17 protein-coding genes are annotated in these 18515 nt (G+C 42.9%); 12 read left to right on the top strand and 5 right to left on the bottom strand.

Annotation, left to right across the window (positions count from 1 at the left end):
* Nucleotides 1–48 precede the first annotated feature (48 nt).
* Entirely contained in the window at nt 49–1032 is a 984-nt protein-coding gene (locus AC07NA_RS08255; RefSeq protein WP_345212387.1) for a pyruvate dehydrogenase complex E1 component subunit beta, read from the bottom strand.
* Between the two features lie 138 nt (nt 1033–1170).
* Here AC07NA_RS08255 and AC07NA_RS08250 point away from each other — a divergent pair, with 138 nt between their 5' ends.
* A complete protein-coding gene (locus AC07NA_RS08250; protein WP_494897159.1) occupies nt 1171–3105 on the top strand; it encodes a DUF4153 domain-containing protein in 1935 nt (644 codons plus the stop codon).
* Between the two features lie 59 nt (nt 3106–3164).
* Here AC07NA_RS08250 and AC07NA_RS08245 read toward each other — a convergent pair whose 3' ends face one another.
* Together AC07NA_RS08245 and amaB are read right to left on the bottom strand one after the other, a co-directional pair.
* On the bottom strand, nt 3165–4814 hold the full coding sequence (locus tag AC07NA_RS08245) for a S8 family serine peptidase (RefSeq protein WP_494897158.1): 1650 nt from the start codon (nt 4812–4814) through the stop codon (nt 3165–3167).
* Nucleotides 4815–4864: 50 nt separating this feature from the next.
* Complete coding sequence (gene amaB / locus AC07NA_RS08240; protein WP_494897157.1) at nt 4865–6406, bottom strand: L-piperidine-6-carboxylate dehydrogenase; 1542 nt, start codon at nt 6404–6406, stop codon at nt 4865–4867.
* A gap of 237 nt (nt 6407–6643) precedes the next feature.
* On the opposite strand from amaB, the gene AC07NA_RS08235 reads away from it, so the two are divergent.
* Both AC07NA_RS08235 and AC07NA_RS08230 read left to right on the top strand, forming a co-directional pair.
* Complete coding sequence (locus AC07NA_RS08235; RefSeq protein WP_345212391.1) at nt 6644–8047, top strand: tetratricopeptide repeat protein; 1404 nt, start codon at nt 6644–6646, stop codon at nt 8045–8047.
* A 498-nt stretch (nt 8048–8545) separates the two neighbouring features.
* Nucleotides 8546–9037, top strand: coding sequence for a hypothetical protein (locus tag AC07NA_RS08230; protein ID WP_494897156.1), 492 nt, complete (start codon nt 8546–8548; stop codon nt 9035–9037).
* Nucleotides 9038–9206: 169 nt separating this feature from the next.
* On the opposite strand, the gene AC07NA_RS08225 is transcribed toward AC07NA_RS08230, so the two are convergent.
* Nucleotides 9207–11324 carry a prolyl oligopeptidase family serine peptidase gene (locus AC07NA_RS08225; RefSeq protein WP_494897155.1) on the bottom strand — a complete coding sequence of 706 codons (2118 nt, stop codon included), beginning with the start codon at nt 11322–11324 and terminating at the stop codon, nt 9207–9209.
* A 176-nt stretch (nt 11325–11500) separates the two neighbouring features.
* Here AC07NA_RS08225 and AC07NA_RS08220 point away from each other — a divergent pair, with 176 nt between their 5' ends.
* From AC07NA_RS08220 to AC07NA_RS08200, 5 genes are all read left to right on the top strand, one after another.
* Nucleotides 11501–11674, top strand: a complete 174-nt coding sequence (locus AC07NA_RS08220) for a hypothetical protein (RefSeq protein WP_494897154.1) — start codon at nt 11501–11503, stop codon at nt 11672–11674.
* 96 nt (nt 11675–11770) lie between these two features.
* A complete protein-coding gene (locus AC07NA_RS08215; protein WP_494897153.1) occupies nt 11771–11980 on the top strand; it encodes a helix-turn-helix domain-containing protein in 210 nt (69 codons plus the stop codon).
* Nucleotides 11981–12568 (top strand): MjaI family restriction endonuclease, encoded by a 588-nt coding sequence (locus AC07NA_RS08210; RefSeq protein ID WP_494897152.1) that lies wholly within the window; start codon nt 11981–11983, stop codon nt 12566–12568.
* Between the two features lie 13 nt (nt 12569–12581).
* The gene (locus tag AC07NA_RS08205; protein WP_494897151.1) at nt 12582–12941 is read left to right on the top strand and encodes a hypothetical protein; all 360 of its coding nucleotides are present in this window, start codon (nt 12582–12584) and stop codon (nt 12939–12941) included.
* Nucleotides 12942–12965: 24 nt separating this feature from the next.
* Nucleotides 12966–13721 (top strand): MjaI family restriction endonuclease, encoded by a 756-nt coding sequence (locus tag AC07NA_RS08200; protein WP_494897150.1) that lies wholly within the window; start codon nt 12966–12968, stop codon nt 13719–13721.
* Here the strand turns inward: AC07NA_RS08200 and AC07NA_RS08195 are convergent.
* Nucleotides 13708–14829 (bottom strand): DNA-methyltransferase, encoded by a 1122-nt coding sequence (locus AC07NA_RS08195; RefSeq protein WP_494897149.1) that lies wholly within the window; start codon nt 14827–14829, stop codon nt 13708–13710. The genes AC07NA_RS08200 and AC07NA_RS08195 overlap by 14 nt on opposite strands.
* A 148-nt stretch (nt 14830–14977) precedes the next feature.
* Here AC07NA_RS08195 and AC07NA_RS08190 point away from each other — a divergent pair, with 148 nt between their 5' ends.
* The 4 genes from AC07NA_RS08190 (at nt 14978) to AC07NA_RS08175 (ending at nt 18501) form a co-directional block, all read left to right on the top strand.
* A complete protein-coding gene (locus AC07NA_RS08190) occupies nt 14978–15733 on the top strand; it encodes a UDP-2,3-diacylglucosamine diphosphatase (RefSeq protein WP_494897148.1) in 756 nt (251 codons plus the stop codon).
* 102 nt (nt 15734–15835) lie between these two features.
* Nucleotides 15836–16909 (top strand): peptide chain release factor 1, encoded by a 1074-nt coding sequence (gene prfA / locus AC07NA_RS08185; protein ID WP_345212361.1) that lies wholly within the window; start codon nt 15836–15838, stop codon nt 16907–16909.
* A gap of 200 nt (nt 16910–17109) precedes the next feature.
* The gene (locus AC07NA_RS08180; RefSeq protein ID WP_494897147.1) at nt 17110–18015 is read left to right on the top strand and encodes an FAD:protein FMN transferase; all 906 of its coding nucleotides are present in this window, start codon (nt 17110–17112) and stop codon (nt 18013–18015) included.
* Between the two features lie 147 nt (nt 18016–18162).
* Nucleotides 18163–18501, top strand: a complete 339-nt coding sequence (locus AC07NA_RS08175; RefSeq protein ID WP_345212359.1) for a hypothetical protein — start codon at nt 18163–18165, stop codon at nt 18499–18501.
* Nucleotides 18502–18515 lie beyond the last annotated feature (14 nt).

Raw genomic sequence — 18515 nt, 5'->3', positions numbered from 1 at the left:
AGCCTGCTGTTGGGCAGGCTTTCGGTATTTTATAAATGTTACTTACAATTATTTAGTAACGTACATTACTTGTTTAACTGCTTTAACCACTTTCTCCGGGTTTGGCAGGTACTCTTGTATCAAAGTAGGCGCATAAGGCAATGGCACGTCGCCACCCATAATACGTTGAATAGGCGCATCAAGATAATCGAAAGCGTCTTTTTGTACCTTGAAAGCAACCTCGGTAGCGATAGAGCCCAAAGGCCAGCTTTCTTCCACAATTACCAAACGGTTAGTTTTTTTAACCGAGTTGATGATGGTTTCGTAATCAATAGGGCGTACAGTGCGCAGGTCGATAACCTCAGCATTGATGCCTTCTTTGGCAAGCTCTTCGGCAGCGGCATTAACCACTTTCATTATTTTACCAAAACCAACTAAGGTTACATCAGTACCTTCTTTAGTTACTTTGGCTTTACCAATTTCAATATAATAGGTTTCTTCCGGAACCTGGCCTTTATCGCCATACATTACTTCTGACTCCATGAAGATAACCGGATCAGGATCAAGGATAGCTGATTTTAACAGACCTTTTGCATCATAAGGATTTGAAGGTACTACTACCTTTAAGCCCGGGCAGTTCGCATACCAGTTTTCGAAACACTGGCTGTGCTGTGAGCTTAACATACCCGCGTTACCTGTTGGGCCGCGGAATACGATAGGCACAGAGAACTGGCCACCGCTCATTGACATCATTTTGGCCGCGCCGTTGATGATCTGATCAATAGCTACCAGCGAAAAGTTGAACGTCATGAACTCGATAATCGGTTTTAAGCCGTTCATGGCCGAACCGATACCTATACCGGCAAAACCTAATTCAGAGATTGGCGTATCTATTACACGTTTAGCGCTAAACTCATCAAGCATACCCTGACTAACTTTATAAGCACCGTTATACTCGGCTACTTCTTCACCCATCAGGTATATTGTATCATCATTGCGCATTTCTTCTGACATTGCCTCGCGAAGCGCTTCTCTGAATTGTATTTCTCTCATTGCGTTAAAAAAGATGTTTTTTACGGTCGCAAATATAATCACTAATGTTTATAATACAACCTGTACTGCTTAGCTTACTAAAAAATTACCCGGCTTATTTATAAGTTTGTTACATTACGCCAACAAAACTTTATCGCTATGAAATTTCCTTCGGTTAAAACCCTGGCAGAAGGTGCTGCAAATACCATTAAACGCTTTCCTTTAGAGGTGCTTTTCGCTCTGGCAGGTACTATAGCCGCCACCGTGCGGATTGAACTGCGCGATATTAGCCCGGCAAATGAAAACTGGTGTTACCGCACCATGATGATTGCTAACCTTGGTTTTCTGCTAAGCCTTTCGGTAACATTATATGCCGAAAGCCGGGCTTTAGCTACAAATACCAAGTTGTTATTCCGGCTTGGTGCCGCGGTTATAGCCGTGGGCTTTATATTCCTGCTCAATCCCGGCGAGCGACAGGCCGATTATATACGCTTCACGCTGCTCAGCCTCTCGTTTCACTTGTTGGTCGCTTTTGCCGCCTTTACAGCACCGGGACATGTGCAGGGCTTTTGGCAATTTAACAAAACCCTGTTTTTGCGGATACTAACCTCGGTGTTATATAGCATAGCACTTGCGCTGGGTATATCCGCCGCTATTGCAGCTACCAATTATTTGTTCAACTTTAAATTTGAGTGGGATACTTATACCATTTTATGGACATGGATCATCGGCATGTTCAGCCCCGTTTTCTTTTTAGCCGGTGTGCCTGCCGATTTTAAAGCGCTCAACGAAGATCTTAGCTACCCGAAAGGACTTAAAATTTTCACCCAATATGTTTTGATCCCCTTGGCCACTGTTTACGTGCTGATATTGCTGGCTTACGAAACCAAGATACTGGTAGAGTGGAACCTGCCCAAAGGCGTGGTATCGTACCTTATATTAAGCTATTCGGTATTTGGCATATTGTCGTTATTGCTGGTATACCCCATTCGCGAGCAGGAAGAAAATAAGTGGCTTAAAACCTATACCCGCAGCTTTTATTTCTTGCTTATCCCGCTGCTGGTGCTGTTGTTTTTAGCGGTTGGTGCAAGGGTAAACAAATACGGCGTTACCGAATACCGGTACTTTTTAATATTGCTCACCTGCTGGCTGGCCTTTATCACCGCGTATTTCCTGCTGTTTAAGCAGCAAAACATCAAGCTGATCCCTATATCGCTGTGCATACTTACCTTGCTAACTATATACGGACCGCAAAGCGGCTTTTCCATCGCACGGTATTCGCAGCAGCAAATACTGGTTAAACACTTTAAAAAGTACGATGCCTATAAAAACGGAAAGTTGATAAGCCTGAAAGGTAAAAAGATAAAGGATTTAGATGGCAGCCGGACTGTAGCCACACTCGATTACTTGATTGAACATTACGATTTTAACTCGTTGCAGCCCTATTTTAATACCGACCTCGGCAAGGTGAATGATTCGTTAAGCATCAAAAAAAGTAAATGGAACACGGGTTTTATTGTTAGCAGGTATGAGCTGCGCGATAAAAAACTCACCTGGGTGAAAAAACAATTGGGACTGAGTAAATACTCAGGGTATTTATATAACGACACCCTTGCCAATAGAACAGTAGTAAACGAGGATGCGCAGCACTTTTATTTTACTAATGAGGATGGCTTAGTTAACGTAAAAGGGTTTGATTATATACTTAACTTAAATATATACGGCAGCGATGTTGCAAGCACCGTTAAAGAAAAGGGAATGGTAATTAAGCAAAGCAACAAGCTTCAAGAAACATATAACTTATGGATTAATGATGAGCTGTTTTCTTTTGATGCTACAGCTATTGCCAAAGAATTAATAGCCAATAAAAAAATTGCGGCTGCCGATACCAGCACAAATGCCGACGATGTTGACAGGCAGATCTTGAGCTATACCATCCCGGCTCAATACTTAACACTAACAAAAGAAAGCAAAACTTACACCGTAACACTGGTACTAAGCGGTTTTGGATTTAGCTATGATGCAGATAAAGCAATAATACCAACACAGGTAACAGGTATATACCTGCTAAAAAAGAAGATTGGTAGCAAATAGCCTATTAACAAAAAAAAGCGGGCTTTTGGCCCGCTTTACTATCTCAAATATATAAACTCTTAGTTCTTCCGCTCACCTTTTAAAGTAGCGGCTATTTCTAACGCTTTCAAAGCGTTTACAATACCGCCGGTTTTTGATAGGGTTGCAAAATCAACTTTTTCATCTTTGCTGCCCGGTTTTAAAACCATGGTGCCGTTAAGCGGCGCTGCCGATTGCAGTATTACCTGTTTCAGTTGTTTAGCGCTTAGTTTAGGATAATATTCTAACACCAAAGCGGCCACACCTGCTACAATTGGCGAAGCGAAACTGGTACCATCGGCAGTGTTAAATTCGGCATCCATATCAATAGAGGTTACCTTAACACCCGGTGCAAATACATCCACATTCTTTTTACCGTAATTGCTGAAAGAACCTGCAAGCGTTTCGTCGTTCTTTGCGCCTGAAGCGCCTACCACAATCACGTTATCGGCATCGGTTGATGAACCATCTTCAAAGGTATCGTTCGGGAATTGCGGTTTAGCATCCACATCGCTGTTATCATTACCTGCTGCCTGTACCAACAGCACATCTTTTGAGGCCGCGTATTTAAAGGCATCATCCACCCATTTTTTGTGCGGAGACAGCTTTTTACCGAAGCTCATATTGATGATCTTGGCACCGTTGTTCACCGCGTAGCGGATGGCATTGGCAATATCCTTATCGTACTCATCGCCGTTAGGCACGGCTTTAATACCCATAATGCGTACATTATCGGCCACGCCGTTGATGCCGTAATTGTTATCACGAATAGCGCCGATCAAACCGGCCACACCTGTACCGTGCGATGCATCAGGAAATTTGGTGATGTTGCTGCCGTAAGGTTTGCCGTCGTTCACATCCGGGTTATCGCCCACAATACGCTTGCGCGATTCCAGGTCGGGGTTGATATCGTTGTTCAACTTGGCCAGGTATTCGCTCAGGTCTTTAATGGTTTTAACGTTATCGTTATCACCGCCCTCCTGTGTAAATATCGATTCCCATATTTGCTTGCTTTGCATTACGGTATCGTTAGTGGTATTGATTTTTGCCAGGTCGGCCTTAGTGAAACCGGCATCCGCCTTTAGCTTCAATTCGTTTTTAAGATAACCGCTGGTGGTCATCAGCACATTCATTACCGGTTGTAGCTGATCAAATTCGGTTTTTGATTTGGTAACGGTAGTATCGTGCGTTGAACGTACTTTAACCCAATACCGGTATTCCTTTTTATCGGGCGCGGTAGTTTCGGTAAGCGTGGCGTATTTTGTTTTAAGGCGATTGTACTCGCGCACCTCCTCGGTAGTTTCGGTATAATCGGCTTTGCCACCCGGACCGCCTAAAAAGTTCCAGCCGTGTACGTCATCAATAAAACCGTTCTTGTCGTCATCTTTACCATTGCCGGGCTTCTCTTTGGGGTTGGTCCACAATATGGCTTTCAAATCGGTTTGGGCGGTATCAATACCACTATCAATAGTAGCTACTACCACCGTTTTGCTTTTTTTACCCTTTAAAAATTCGTAAGCGGGGCCTAAGCTAATGCCAAAATATCCGTCTTTTTTAAGATCGAGCAGGTGCCAGTCTTTAGGGGTTTCTGCTGGCGGGGCAACCGGCGCTACCTGCGCGTACGTGTTAATGCTGATGAACAGCGCGCTGCTAATTAAAGGCGCTATTATGAATTTGCGGATATTAAACATGTATTAAATTTTGTTGTACTATTTTGTTTACTCTCTTTTTTAAGTTTTGGTTACAGGTCAAACTTTATTCCCTGCGCTAAAGGCAACGTTTTTGAATAGTTTATAGTATTGGTTTGCCTCCTCATATATACTTTCCAGGCATCCGAACCCGATTCACGACCGCCGCCGGTTTCTTTTTCGCCGCCAAAAGCGCCGCCAATTTCGGCACCCGAGGTGCCTATGTTAACATTGGCAATACCGCAATCAGAACCAACGGACGATAAAAATTGTTCGGCCTCGCGTAAATTATTGGTCATGATGGCAGATGACAGGCCCTGTGGCACACCATTTTGCATAGCGATGGCATCATCCAAGTCGGTATATTTTATAAGGTATAATATAGGCGCAAAGGTTTCGTGTTGTACAATCTCGAAATGGTTTTCCACCTCGGCAATGCAGGGCTTAACGTAACAGCCCGATGTATAATCGCCACCGCTTAAAGCACCGCCTTCTACCACAAAATTGCCACCTTCGGCTTTGCACTTTTCAATGGCGTTAAGGTATAGCTGCACCGCATCCTGATCAATCAGCGGGCCTACATGGTTATGCTCGTCTAACGGGTTGCCAATGCGTATCTGCTTGTAAGCGTTCACCAGTTTTTGCTTAAAGGCATCATAAACACTTTCGTGAATGATGAGCCTGCGCGTACTGGTGCAACGTTGCCCGGCAGTACCCACCGCGCCAAATACCGCGCCTATCAATGACATATCCAGGTCGGCATTTTCGGTGATGATGATAGCATTGTTGCCACCCAGCTCCAATAAACTACGGCCTAACCTCGCGCCCACGGCAGCACCCACAGCCTTACCCATACGGGTAGAACCGGTGGCCGAAATCAACGGCAGGCGTTTATCATTAGCCATCAGTTCGCCAATAGTACGATCGCCTATAATAAGGCATGATACCCCTTCAGGAATATTATTCTGTTTAAATACTTTTTGTGCTATATGCTGACAGGCAATGGCCGTAAGCGGTGTTTTTTCAGATGGTTTCCAAATGCATACATCGCCGCAAACCCAGGCCAGCATGGCATTCCAGCTCCATACCGCTACCGGGAAGTTAAAGGCCGATATTACGCCTACAATACCCAGCGGGTGGTACTGCTCGTACATACGGTGGCTTGGCCTTTCAGACTGCATGGTAAGGCCATACAACTGGCGGCTTAACCCCACCGCGAAATCACATATATCAATCATCTCCTGCACTTCGCCGTAGCCTTCCTGTAAGCTTTTGCCCATTTCGTAGGATACCAAGGCGCCGAGATTCTCTTTGTTGGCCCGCAGGGCATCGCCTATTTGCCTTACAATTTCTCCGCGTTTTGGGGCAGGTGTTTTCTGCCAGCTTTTGAATGCTCCGGCCGCTTTTTCCACAACCTTATCATAGTCGGCAGCGGTAGCAAATTTTACTGCCGCAATGGTTTTACCATCAACCGGCGAGGTGATATTTTTCACTTCGGCACCCGCGCTGCTTCCCCACTCGCCGCCTGTACTAAACGCATGGTTAATGTCGTTTATATGTAAATGATCCAAAATCTTTGCAATATCGAGGCTCATAATATGTAAATTTGTCAAAGGTAAAAATCTTTAAGGCAATTCATCAGCAACCCACCTTTTGCCGGCTAATTGGTTCATATTTATTATCAGGCAGTTGTATTTAACATCTGTTAATAATGTGCGAATGTTGAAAACTTAATTGCCATATCGATATTTATTGTATGTAATTTAAACGCAGTTAAGCCTAAATACAGTATTATAATTGCATTTAGCATGGTGTTCTGCAAACAAAAATGAATGGAAGAAGAATTTGAATTTGGTTTTACCGAAGACCCAAAATTCTCGGTAGAACGGTACGAAGAGATGATTCGGAATCATGATCAGTACTTTTTTGATGCCCAGGCGTTTGAGAACATTATCGACTACTATATCGAAAAGAACGATCCGCCGAAGGCACTGCAAGTTGTAGAGTATGCCCGTAACCAACACCCTTTTGCCGCTGTATTTTTAATAAAACAAGCCCAGCTTTTGGTGGTAACCAACCGCGCGAGCGAAGCATTCGCGGCATTGGATAAAGCGGCTATGCTGGAAGCGTCAGACCCGGATATTTATATTATTCGCGGTAACCTGTACGAAAGCATGGAGCGCTACAGCGAGGCACTCGAAAACTACGAAAAAGCACTCGACATGGCCGAGGAAACCGACGAGGTATTACTGCATATCGCTTACGTGCATCAAAACATGGGCGATTATGACCAGGCCATAAAATACCTGAAAATGTGCCTTGAGCAGAACATGGAAAACCAGGACGCTTTATACGAGCTGGCTTTTTGCTATGATGTGCTTGATAACCAGCAGGAAAGCGTACAGTTTTATCAGCAATACATTGATAACGAACCGTATAGCTACGCCGCATGGTATAATTTGGGCAACGCCTACACCAAGCTGAGCCTGTTTGAAAAAGCTATTGATGCTTATGACTATGCCATATTAATTAAGGATAGCTTTGCATCGGCCTACTTTAATAAAGGTAACGCGCTGGTGAACCTCGAAAAATATGCCGAGGCTATTGAAGTATACCGCCAAACCTTTGAGTACGAGCAGCCCAATGCCGATACTTATTGTGCCATTGGCGAGTGCTACGAGAAGCTGGAGCAAATGGACGACGCGCGCGCCTTCTACAAAAAATCGGTTAAGATGGATTCGAAACTGGCGGATGCCTGGTTCGGTATCGGTGTAACACTTGATTTTGAAGAGCGCTATTTTGAGGCCCTGCACTTTTACAAAAAAGCACTCGATCTTGATATTGCCAATGCCGACTACTGGTTTGCCATTGCCGATGCCGAGTACAAGCTGGGTCATATTGTGGAGGCCGAACAGGCTTACGAAAAAGTGGTAGAGCTGAACCCGCTGGATGTAGATGCCTGGCTGGATTATTCGTCGATATTATACGAGCAGGATAACTTGGTAAGCGCCATAGAGATCATGACCCAGGCTATCAAAAATAACCCCGAAGCAGCAGAACTATACTACCGAATGGTGGCGTACCTGTTTGCCAAAGGCGATTATAACGAAGCGCTAAGTCACCTCGAAATGGCATTAACATCCGATCCGGAGAAGCATTATATCCTGTTTGAATACCTGCCGCAATTGCAGCAGAATAAAGTGATCATTGATATCATTAACAGGTATACCCAATAATAAAAAGATTTTATTGTGATGATTTTTTGAGAGGGTCTGTATAGTAATACAGGCCCTTTTTTGTGGGATAAATTTGTTATAGGAATGGCTTCTATGGCAAATAGCAAAGTTAACTCACCCTGTCTACGCTTCGCTGGACTTCCCTCTCTGCTGCGCAAAGAGGGCTAAATAAAATAAGTACTCTCAGAGCAGAGGTGACTACATATATTGGAAAAAACGGTGTCATCTCGAAACGCAGTGAGAGATCTTCTTCGTCCTGTAAGTCTGCTACTTGCTTGATGAAGAAGATTTCTCCTCGTACCTCGTTCGAAATGACAAAAGTTAATACCCCAACACTTGGCGAGCGAAGCCATAAGGCTGAGTCGCTTTTGAGATTTGCACAGCAGATTATCTCACAAATCCGAAATCGAACATCCGAAATACATAAACCTGTTACAATCGTTCCGTTAAACTATTACGTAGTTAGCCCTGTCATAACTGTACAAAAACGATATGAACATGAAAAAGATAATATTAACCGCAGCCATAGCAATAAGTGCATTAACTATACAAAGTGCCAGTGCGCAAATAAGTGTAAACATTAATTTAGGTAGCCAGCCAGCTTGGGGACCAGTAGGATATAACCATGTAGATTATTACTACCTGCCCGATATTGATGCCTACTATGATGTACCTGCCAAACAATACGTAGTATACGAAAACAATGTTTGGGTACACCGTTCAGCATTACCATCACGCTACCGCGGATACGATCCGTACAAAAGCTATAAGGTAGTGGTAAACGAACGCACCCCGTGGGTACGCAACACCGTGATCCGCGAGAAATACTCAGGTTACAGGGGCCGCCATGATCAGGTGATCATCCGCGACAGAAGGCCGGAAGTAAGAACCGTTAAATATGTTGAAAAACACGACAACGGCAAACACAAAGGCTGGGACAAAAAAGACAAAGGCCGCGGCCACGACAAAGGCGGCAAACACCGCGACTAATACAACAAATTGATTTGATAGTTTAGATAAAGCAAAAGGGCTTCCCCAACCAGGGAAGCCCTTCGCATATATTCAAGCAGGCAAATTTAAGCCCAATCACTATCCCTCTCCCAACTCAACATTCACTATTACCTACTCACAACTCGCAACCTTCAACTCACAACCCAAACTACCATTTCACATCCATATTCTGGAACATGAAAGCCCATTTATCGGCTTGCTCGGCAATTACCTGGGCAGTTGATTTACCGGCGCCGTGACCTGCTTTGGTTTCAATGCGGATGAGTACCGGTGCCGGGCCTTGCTGCAATTCCTGCAAGCGCGAAGCAAATTTGAAAGAGTGTGCTGGTACCACACGGTCGTCATGATCGGCAGTGGTAACCATAGTGGCCGGGTAACTGGCTGGTTTTACCGCATGGTATGGCGAATATTTATACAGGTACTCAAACATTTCTTTCGAATCTTCGGCCGTGCCGTAATCAAAAGCCCAGCCCGCGCCTGCGGTAAATTTATTGTAGCGCAGCATGTCTAACACCCCTACCGCCGGGAAAGCAACCTGGCAAAGATCAGGGCGTTGGGTAATGGTAGCGCCAATAAGCAAACCACCGTTTGAACCACCCGAAACGGCCAGATATTCTTTAGAGGTATATTTATTATCAATGAGGTATTGTGCCGCCGCTATAAAATCGTCGAACACGTTTTGCTTTTGCAGTTTGGTACCCGCACGGTGCCATTTTTCGCCGTACTCGCCGCCGCCGCGCAGGTTAGGTACCGCGTAAACGCCGCCATGCTCCAGCAGTATAATATTCGATGTACTGAAAGCCGGTGTAAGGCTAATGTTGAAACCGCCGTAAGCATACAGCAGGGTTGGATTTTTGCCGTTCAGCACCGTACCTTTTTTATAGGTAATAATCATCGGTACTTTGGTACCATCCTTAGAGGTATAAAAAACCTGTTTCGATTCGTACAGATCCGGATTGAACTGAACATTTGGCTTTTTGTACAGCGTTGATTTACCGCTGGCAATATCATACTTAAAAATAGTGGTTGGGTATATGTACGATGTAAAGCTGTAATACAACTCTTTCTCGTGTCGTTTAGCGCCAAAACCACCCGCCGAACCTACAGATGGCAGGGCGATGGTACGTTCCAGCTTACCGGCCATATCATATTGCTGCACCAGCGAGGTAGCATCCTTTAAATATTCGGCGAATATTTTGCCGCCGCCTGTTGATACCGTAAGCACATTTTGCGTTTCAGGGATCAGGTCTTTCCAGGCAGCCGGTTTCGCGTTGGCCACGTCGGCAGTAACTATTTTATAATTAGGCGCGTTCAGGTTAGTGTAAATGAACAGCTTACCGCCCTCGTTATCAATAATGCTGTGCTCCTTTTCAAAGTTATCCACCAGGTTAACAATCGGGCTGTTCGGCTTGCTCAAATCCTGAATGTACAGCTCATTACCACTGGTAGAGTTAGCCGCGCTGATGATCAGGAAACGTTCGTCTTCGCTAAGGCCCGCGCCGATGTACCTGCGTGGTGTTTTATCACCGCCGAAGATCAGTTTATCCTCGGTTTGCGGTGTGCCCAGTTTATGGTAAAATAACTTGTGGTATTGCGTTAAGCCCGAAAGCTGGCTGCCCTCTTTAGGTTTATCGTAACTGCTGTAGTAAAAGCCGGCATTGCCGTGCCATGCCAGTCCCGAAAATTTTACGTCTATCAGCGTATCGCCAACAACGCTTTTATCGCCGGTTTTCAGCACAATCACCTTGCGCCAGTCTGATCCGCCTTCCGAGATCTGGTAGGCCGCCATACTACCATCCTTGGTAAAGCTGATGCCCTGCAAAGAGGTGGTACCATCGGCCGAAAACTTGTTAGGGTCGAGGAATACTTCGGGTGCCCCATCCCCTACCTGCCGCCACAATACCGACTGGCTTTGCAAGCCATCGTTCTTATAAAAATAGGTGTATTTGCCTTCTTTAAAAGGCGCGCTGTACTTTTCGTAGTTCCATAGTTCGGTAAGGCGTTTGGCAATCGCGTCGCGGTACGGTATATGGCCCAGGTAATCTTGCGTTACTTTGTTTTCGGCCTGCACCCAGGCTTTGGTATCTTCGGCGCGGTCATCTTCGAGCCAGCGGAAAGGGTCGGCCACGGTAGTGCCGAAATAAGTATCCGTAACATCGCCTTTTTTAGTTTGCGGGTAGGGTAAAGTTTTTATAGTCATTTTTTGCGCGTGGGTATTGCTGTACAACAATGCAGCAATGGCCGGTAAAAAGATAAATTTCTTCATGATCAATTATTACAAGGTCGGGTATGTATGTGGCTAATATAGCGGTTTACACCGAAAGTGGCAATTGAAGGGCGGTTTGCGAGGATCTGGTTTTTGGTTTTTTCAAATTTCCCCTTCGGAGGTGGCGGGCGGAAATGTGCCGTAGCAGGGGTGGGTTTATACGCCCCGTTTACACTTTGAAAATCAATGCCTGTAGTGCTCCGGTTCCGGCAGCCCCGCTATACGCTTATACGCCGCAGGCATTAGGCGCGAGGCCGGTATTCGCTGCTATCGGGTTTAGGGAGGTTGTGGTTGTGCTGTTTTTGCGAAAGCTGAAAGCTTTTGCCATGCGGGGTCACGAGTTACGCTAAACTCACTACAGAGGTAATACAAAATAACTTTATTATAAACTTCAGATGTTACTTATAGTCTTTGGCTCATAGTCGACATTCTACCATATTTACCTAATGGAAATTAAAGCCAAAGTTGGCAACCGAATTAAAACAATAAGAGAAGAAAATAACATTTCTCAAAAAGACCTCTCTTATAATGCAGATTTAGACAGAAGCTATATAGCAAGTGTTGAAAACGGGCAAAGAAATATTTCGATTGTTAATCTGGAAAAGATTGCCAAAGCTCTCAAAATAAGTTTAAGCGAATTATTTCAAGGATTATAAATGAAAATAAGAATACCTAATGCTCAAGTTCAAGAATTATTATCCGGAAAAAAGTATAACTATTTAAAATATGTAACTCAAATAATGAATTTGGCCAACCAAAATGCACAAGGAACACGAGCCAGGGTTGTAGGCCAAATGAGCGATTTGATTCAGAAATTTGAAGGTACTTCAATGGCAGATTGGGAAAATTGGTATCTTGAAAACTATCCAAATGCAATTGATGACGCATCAGACAAAGTATGGGAAATGGTAAAAGCATTTCAGGAAAACATTCAACAAATTGATCGCGAAACGGTAAAGCAATGGGTTGAAGAATTAGTAATTGTTAAAACTTTCGCCGGTTTAAAATTTCAACAAGCCATTTTAAAAGCCGTAGCTGCCAAATACAATTTAGAATATCGCTTAGCCACTCCGGAAGAAGAAAGCAAGGGAATTGATGGAATTATTGGAAATATAGCTGTAAGTATTAAGCCTATTACTTACAAAGTAAAAATGGGACTGAATGAGATAATTGATGTTCCTATCATATTTTATGACAAAAAGAAAAACGAAATTGTAATAGAATTTGAATTACCTGTAATTTAAAAATTGACCTAATATGCCTATCACTTTCACAAATCAAGACAGACAAAACCTACTTAAAAATCTTAAAAAAGGTCGCCCAAACGCAATTAGAGCAATTGACCTGGCCCGACTTATAGGATTCCCCACCGGCAGTAATCAAACTCGATTAAGAAGCCTTATAAAAGAATGTATAGAACATGATCAAGATCTTATCGGTGCTGAAGTGGGTAGACCATCTGGGTTTTATATTATTAATACTCAACAAGAGTTAGATTCATATTTAGATAATCTTGAACAAAGAACAAGGAGTAATAATGAAAGAAGAAGTGCTTTGATCAACAATTGGAACAATTCAAATCCTCCTACAAATAAACAGCATTTAATAATTAGATAATAATATTACTATCAATTATCCCAAATGGATGAATTTGTTTTACCCATTGATAATAAAAAGTTCAGATCAACCAACCAAAGCTGGAATGATTTGATGCTGAATGATCCGTGGTCTGTAGGATATGTTACCAGTTTAATTTTACACGAAGAATTTTCAAGTAAAGAAACCTGGGAGGCATTTTATTTTAATAGTGGAGATGCAAGAAATAAAGAATTAGGTACTTTGAGCATTGAACAACAGCATCTGTTAAATAACGATCAGCTAATATTAAACAATCCGAATAAAGTACAACAGCTTTCCCGGGATCTGAAAAACTTGAACTTCCAATTTGGCAGAACACAAGAGGATTTTAAAAAGAAGAGTGAGATATTGTATGCTGCTGTAAAAGATAACGGCTATAGATTAACCTCTGACGACTGTTTTGAATGCATTCGTTTTAGAGTAATTTGTGAAACCTGGAATGGTGTACTTTTAAGAGAAAAAAATACTATTTCCACTTTAAAAAGGTTGTTACCAAACGCTGAATTTAGAAAAGTTGATGGAGATTTTGATTATACCTACGCTGTTGATTACGAGGTATACAAAAATGGTCATTTAACATATGGGCTTCAAATAAAACCAAAATCATACACTTATAACACCCCCTATATTAATAAAGCTCGTTTTGCTAATCAGCAAAAAAACAATTTATACACTTTAACATTTGGTTTACCTGTATTTGATATTATTTCCGATACCCGTGGAAATATACTGAACTACGATATAATTAAAAATTTATAAGTGCTGGCTCTGCTTTTTTATTTTGCTGAATTTTGTGCTGTTTATTAATTATACAGTCTGAATAAAACACGTTAAACCCATCTTCAGTGTTATCCACATTTTTTACATAATTTATTCTTATCCCTATCTCCTGCGAAGTCATTACCGGGATATCATGTTGTAAATTGTAATGCTTAAATTCCCCTTTTTTATCGTTTGCATTACGCTCATGTACAAACACTTTATGTTGTTCTACCCGATTGTTTATGTATTTATTTAATTGTTCCGGCGCTATGTTATTAATACCATCATTAATGGTTTGTACAAAAGTCGGGTCAATCTCAATACCAACACTATTTCTCTCCGAAGCAATTGCGGCTATTGTTGTAGTCCCGGTTCCTAAAAACGGATCTAATATCGTATCCCCTTTAACAGAATACATGTTAATTAAACGATAAGGAACTTCAAATGGATACGCGGCACTCCGGCTTCTTGATTCTGCATTTTGCAGCTTTTGTTTTACTCCCTTTAAATCCCACAGATCAGAAAACCACACATTTCTTTCTTCCCAAAAAAAAGCACTTTCCCTTCTCAGTAACTTTGCTTCTTCCGTTTTAAAAACACGCTTGCCGCCTTTTCTAAATATTAATATCCACTCATGTTCTAATGTTACATAAGCACCGGCAGGCAACATTCCAGATCCCATAAATTTATTAGGAGCATTAGTTTGTTTACGCCAAATAATATTAGGCATGTTTGTAAAACCCAACTTAACAAGCGAGGATACAATCCTTGAATGATTGTTGTATAAAGAAAAATGATCGTTAATAGTTCTTGTGGCATCACCAATATTTATACAGGCAAATCCACCCGGCGATAATACCCTTTCAACCTCTGTCCAAATCTTATCTAACTCCTGATGCATCAGTTCAAAACTCATAACACCATTACCATTTAATTGCTCTTTATGTATCTCAGCATTTTGAGAGGCCATTATTTGGTCCCACATTTCAATCATAGGATATGGCGGAGAGGTAACCACTAAATTTACAGAATTATCCTTTAACTTTTTCATTTGCTCATTAGCCGCACCAATCAAAATACTATGCTTTGTAGAAGGGTAAATCATAAGCCAAAATTAATAAAAAAGTCACCTAAAGTAATCATACAACTTTTACACACACAACATCCCAATCATACTTTCAGCTTTATCCTTTCAGCTTTCACCTCAAAACTCTCCTTTGCCCTTTCAGCATAACATCGTACTTTTGCCGGGCATGTTAACCCGCAACAAACTATACTTCGCTTCTGATTTTCATTTGGGTACCAATAGCTTTAGCTCCAGTCGTGAGCGGGAGGCCCGTTTGGTGCGCTGGTTCGATAGTATTAAGCATGATGCTGCCGAACTTTTTTTGATGGGCGATGTGTTTGAGTTTTGGTTCGAGTATAAAACGGTGGTTCCGAGGGGCTATATCCGCTTTTTGGGTAAACTTGCCGAACTGGCCGACTTAGGCGTAAAGATCTACTTTTTTAAAGGCAACCACGATATGTGGATGTTCGATTACTTTACCAGGGAGCTGGGCGCAACCATTATCAGCAACGAACTGGTGATTGAGCGCGGCGGCAAAAAATTCTACCTGCACCATGGCGATGGCGTTGGCCCGGGCGATGACATGTATAAGCTGCTGAAAAAAGTATTCCGCAGTCCGCTGTGCCAGTGGTTGTTTGCAAGGTTGCACCCTAATTTAGGGATAGGCATAGCGGGAGGATGGTCGCAGCATAGCAGGGATGGTAACCTTAAAAAAGATTATACCCATGTACACAGCGGGGCGGTAACCTTTGCCAACGATTTGCTTAAAACAACCCATTACGATTATTTTATCTTCGGCCACCATCACCGCCCGGTAGTGATCAACCTGGATGATGATGCCCAATACATTAACTTGGGCGAGTGGTTCAACTTTAACAGTTATGTGGTTTTTGACGGTACCGAAGCGCGGCTGCAATACTTTGAGAAGCCCGATTTAACTTAGCTGTCGCCGGCCTTTATAACACCATAAATATTCCCCGAAAATTCCGTACTTTTGTGCACTTTTTACGGCAGGCTTTTTGCTCCGTATTAACTGAATAATACTATGTTAGATAAATTAGAAGCAATAAATCAACGCTGGAAAACTGTTGAAGGTGAGCTAAGCAGCCCGGATGCCATGGCCGACATGAAGCGTTTTGCCCAGTTGAACAAAGAATATAAAGACCTTGCCAAAATTGTTGATGAGTATAACATATACCGCAACATTATGAGCAATATAGATACCAACAAGGATATACTGGCCACTGAAAAAGACCAGGAGTTCCGCGAAATGGCTAAGGAAGAGCTTGACCTGCTGCTTACCCAGCAAGATGAGATGGAAGAAAAGATCCGCCTGATGCTGATCCCTAAAGATCCGGAAGATGCTAAAAACGCGTTGGTGGAGATCCGCGGTGGTACAGGTGGTGATGAGGCTGCCATTTTTGCAGGCGACCTTTACCGTATGTACATGCGCTATTGCGAAAAACGCGGCTGGAAAACCGAACTGGTTGACTATACCGAAGGTACATCGGGCGGTTACAAAGAGATCGTATTTAACGTACTGGCCGAGGACGCCTACGGCACGCTGAAATTTGAATCGGGCGTGCACCGTGTACAACGTGTACCTGATACCGAAACCCAGGGCCGTGTACATACATCTGCCGCGTCGGTAGTGGTACTGCCCGAGGTAGATGAGTTCGACATCGAGTTACATGTAAGCGATATCCGTAAAGATCTGTTCTGCGCTTCGGGTCCGGGTGGTCAGTCGGTAAATACTACCTACTCGGCTGTTAGGTTAACGCACTTACCTACCGGTATAGTGGCGCAGTGCCAGGATCAGAAATCGCAATTAAAAAATTACGATAAGGCTTTACAGGTATTACGTTCAAGGGTTTACGAAATGGAGCTACAAAAGCATTTGGAAGAAACTTCTAAAAAACGTAAAACCATGGTTTCCACCGGTGACAGATCGGCTAAGGTACGTACCTACAACTATCCGCAGGGCCGTTTAACCGAGCACCGCATAGGCTTAACCATTTACAACTTGCCCGAAGTAATGAACGGCGGTATACAGGATATACTGGAATCGTTACAGTTTGCAGAAAATGCCGAAAAATTAAAAGAAGGCACGGTAGCTTAATACTATCGCATTATTTGTCAAAATATTCTCACAATATTTCAACGGGAGCCCTTTTATTAACTTAAAAGGGCTTTTCATTTTAATTTCATAAAGCCCGGCTACCTTCGTTTTCAGATAATGGCAGCAAAGTGCTTTTTACAGGGTGAATAACCCGGCACAAACCGCCACAGTTTTTTAAGTACATCTTAATTTATCTGAAAATGCTGGCAATAAAAACATTAGTAAATAACCATAATAACTTAACCGTTTACAGGCATACTGCCATGTTAATGGGTAATAATTTCGAAATAAGTGTAGTAGGCAGCAACCCTGCCTGGGCTGCTGAGCATATTGAAAGCGCTATCAGAGAAATTAACCGCGTTGAAAAACTGCTGAGCACTTTTGGCGATGATAGCAATATCAACCTTATTAACCGTAACGCGGGTGTTGAACCTGTAAAAGTTAATGCCGAAATTTTCAGGCTGGTGCAACGCGCTGTTGAAATATCTGAACTTACTTACGGCGCGTTCGATATTACTTACTCAACAAGCGATAAACCTGCACGCCCGGTTAATTATAAAAGCATTGTGCTTGATGCCGCTAAACAAACCGTGTTTTTAACACAGCAAGGTATGCGCATTAGCTTCGCGGCTACAAGCAAAGGTTACGCGGCCGATAAGGCTAAGGTAATGCTGCAAATGCAGGGTGTTAGCAGCGGCGTTATCAACGCAGGCGGCGATTTACTTACCTGGGGCTTACAGCCTGATAACGAACCATGGACGATTGGCACTGCCGATCCTGAACAGGAAGGTCGCCCGTATGCCGATATTGAGATCAGCAACATGGCCGTAGCCACTTCGGTAAATACCGATAAATACGCTGTTATTGACAGCAAACGTATCCCCGGCGCTATCGACCCTAAAAACGGCTTTGAGGTGAGCGCCATAAAAAGCGTAAGCATCATTAGCCCAACTGCCGAACTATCAGATGCTATGGCCACTCCTGTTTTAAGCATTGGCATTAATGCAGGCATGTACCTCATTAACCAGTTAAACCAACTGGCTTGCATCATCATTGACGATCATAACCGCGTTTATACCTCAAAAGGTGTAAGCGTAAGCAAATAGTTTACTCCGCTTTAAAATAAGCGTTACAAATACTTAACCGCCATAGGTAAATTACTTATGGCGGTTAATCATAAAATAACCTCATCAGTCGTTGATTTTATCATAACTTAAACGATATTTGAAATAATTATACTCCCTCCCTCCTGAATGATAAAGTGGTTTACGTATATTATACTGTTACTGGTATTACTGCCATGTTTATCGATTGCTGAAATTAAAAATGGCAGCAAACATTCATTTTTACATGAATATAACATACGTTTGCTTTTTACTCAGCAACTTAGGGGCGATACAATCATCAACAAAAAGACCAAAAAGCAACGCGAAGAAGACGAGAAGAACCAAATTAAGGAGATAGCTAAAGCTAAGCGGCAAACAAAGCCCGAAAAGGTTGATGACGATACTGAAGATAAGAAGAAGAAACGCGAACGCCGCCCGGATGGTATGGAGCGTCCGCCAGAAATTATCAGGCGTAACGGAGGTTGATAATTATTACAGAA

Source organism: Mucilaginibacter sp. GW821-FHT07G05 (assembly GCF_059418565.1).
This window is presented reverse-complemented; position numbering and strand designations above follow the sequence as displayed.